The following is a 1602-nucleotide window of genomic DNA, read 5'->3' on the forward strand; positions in this document are numbered from 1 at the left end:
CGGCGCCGGGCAGCAGGCCCAGCAGCACCTCGGGCAGGCCCAGCGTGGCGCCCGGCAGCGCGAGGCGGTAATGGGCGGCGAGCGCCACCTCCAGGCCGCCGCCCAGCGTCGCGCCGTGCAGCGCGACCACCACCGGCTTGGCGCTGTCCTCGATGCGGCGGCAGACCTCGGGCAGCGCGGGCGGCTGCGGCGGCTTGCCGAATTCGCGGATGTCGGCACCGGCGATGAAATTGCGGCCCGCGCCGACGATCAGCACCGCCTCCACCGCCGCGTCGCCGGCGGCGGCCTCGATCGCCTCCAGCAAGCCGCGCCGGACGTCGGTGGACAGCGCATTGACGGGAGCATGGTCGACCGTGACCACCAGCACCTTGTCGCGGCGTTCGCGCGTGACGGTGCCGGCAGCGGCGGCAGCGGAGGGATTCGGGGCGCTCATCGTGTCTCCTGGGATGGAATCGGGCGCGCGGGCGCGTTGCGGCTCGCCTCGCGGATTCACGATTCTCGATTGATCGAGCCGGATTGACAATTTCCAGATCCTTTTACAAGCTGTCAAAATTCTTTTGACAATCAAGCGATGGATGCCGGAATGGACCTCAATGCGCTGACCCTGCTGGTGGAGATCCTCGATGCCGGCAATCTCAGCAATGCCGCGCGCCGGCTCAAGATGAGCCGCGCCAATGTCAGCTACCGGCTCAATCAGCTGGAGAAGTCGGTGGGGCTGCAACTGGTGCGGCGCACCACGCGCCGCATCGAGCCGACCGAGGTGGCGCTGCGCCTGGTCGAGCACGGCCGGCGCATCCAGCACGAACTGCTGGCCGCGCAGGAAACCGTCGCCACGCTCGGCCAGGCCCTGCAGGGCCGCGTGCGGCTGTCGGTGCCGAGCGGTTATGGGCAGATCGTGATGTCCGACTGGCTGCTGGCCTTCAAGCGCAACTATCCCGGCATCGTGCTCGACGTGGTGTTCGAGAATCGCGTCGAGGACCTGCTGCGCGACGAGGTCGACATCGCGGTGCGGGTGATGTCCGAGCCGCCGCAGAACCTGGTGGCGCGCGACATGGGCGCGGTGCGCTATGTCGCCTGCGCCTCGCCCGAGTTCGCCGCGCGGCACGGCATGCCGGCCACGCTCGACGCGCTGGCCGACGCGCCGCTGATCACCGCCACGGTGGTCGGCCGCCAGCTGCGCATCGCCGCCTACCTCGACGGCGACCGCCACGAGGTGCTGCTCGCGCCCACCCTGATCTCCGAGAACTTCCTGTTCCTGCGCCAGGCCGTGCTGGCCGGGCTCGGCGTGGGCATCGTGCCGGATTACGTGATCCAGGACGACCTGCGGCGCGGCGCGGTGGTCACCACGCTCGATGCCTACCGGCTCAGCATCTTCGGCACGCGCATGGCGATGCTCTACATGCCGAACCGCCATCACACGCGCGCCACCGCCACCTTCATCGACTTCATCCTGGAGCAGGCGCGCCTGTCGGGGCGGCTGGTCGATTGAGCCGCCGGGAGGGCACGGCCCGCTCCAGCCCGGAGCGGGCGAGCGGCCCCGCGCGCCAAGCCGCCCGACGCTCCGGCCGGGCGGCTCGCGCCTCACCCCGCGCGCCTGGCCGA

Annotated in this window: 2 protein-coding genes; one reads left to right on the forward strand and one right to left on the reverse strand. The window is 70.8% G+C overall.

The features are described from left to right. Window positions 1–433: enoyl-CoA hydratase-related protein (locus F3J18_RS37260; RefSeq protein WP_205195732.1), on the reverse strand; the 433-nt coding region annotated here is incomplete at its 3' end. Between the two features lie 150 nt (window positions 434–583). Here F3J18_RS37260 and F3J18_RS37265 point away from each other — a divergent pair. Continuing rightward, window positions 584–1489 carry a LysR family transcriptional regulator gene (locus tag F3J18_RS37265; protein ID WP_025097062.1) on the forward strand — a complete coding sequence of 302 codons (906 nt, stop codon included), beginning with the start codon at window positions 584–586 and terminating at the stop codon, window positions 1487–1489. The last annotated feature ends 113 nt before the right edge of the window (window positions 1490–1602 follow it).

The sequence above is a fragment of the Burkholderia sp. Ax-1720 genome, from assembly GCF_011753035.1.
In the GTDB taxonomy this organism is placed as follows: Bacteria; Pseudomonadota; Gammaproteobacteria; order Burkholderiales; family Burkholderiaceae; genus Burkholderia; species Burkholderia gladioli.

Excerpts from the sequence above, each read along its gene's own strand:
- F3J18_RS37265 (WP_025097062.1), top strand. The coding sequence starts at position 584 with ATGGACCTCAATGCGCTGACCCTGCTGGTGGAGATCCTCGATGCCGGC.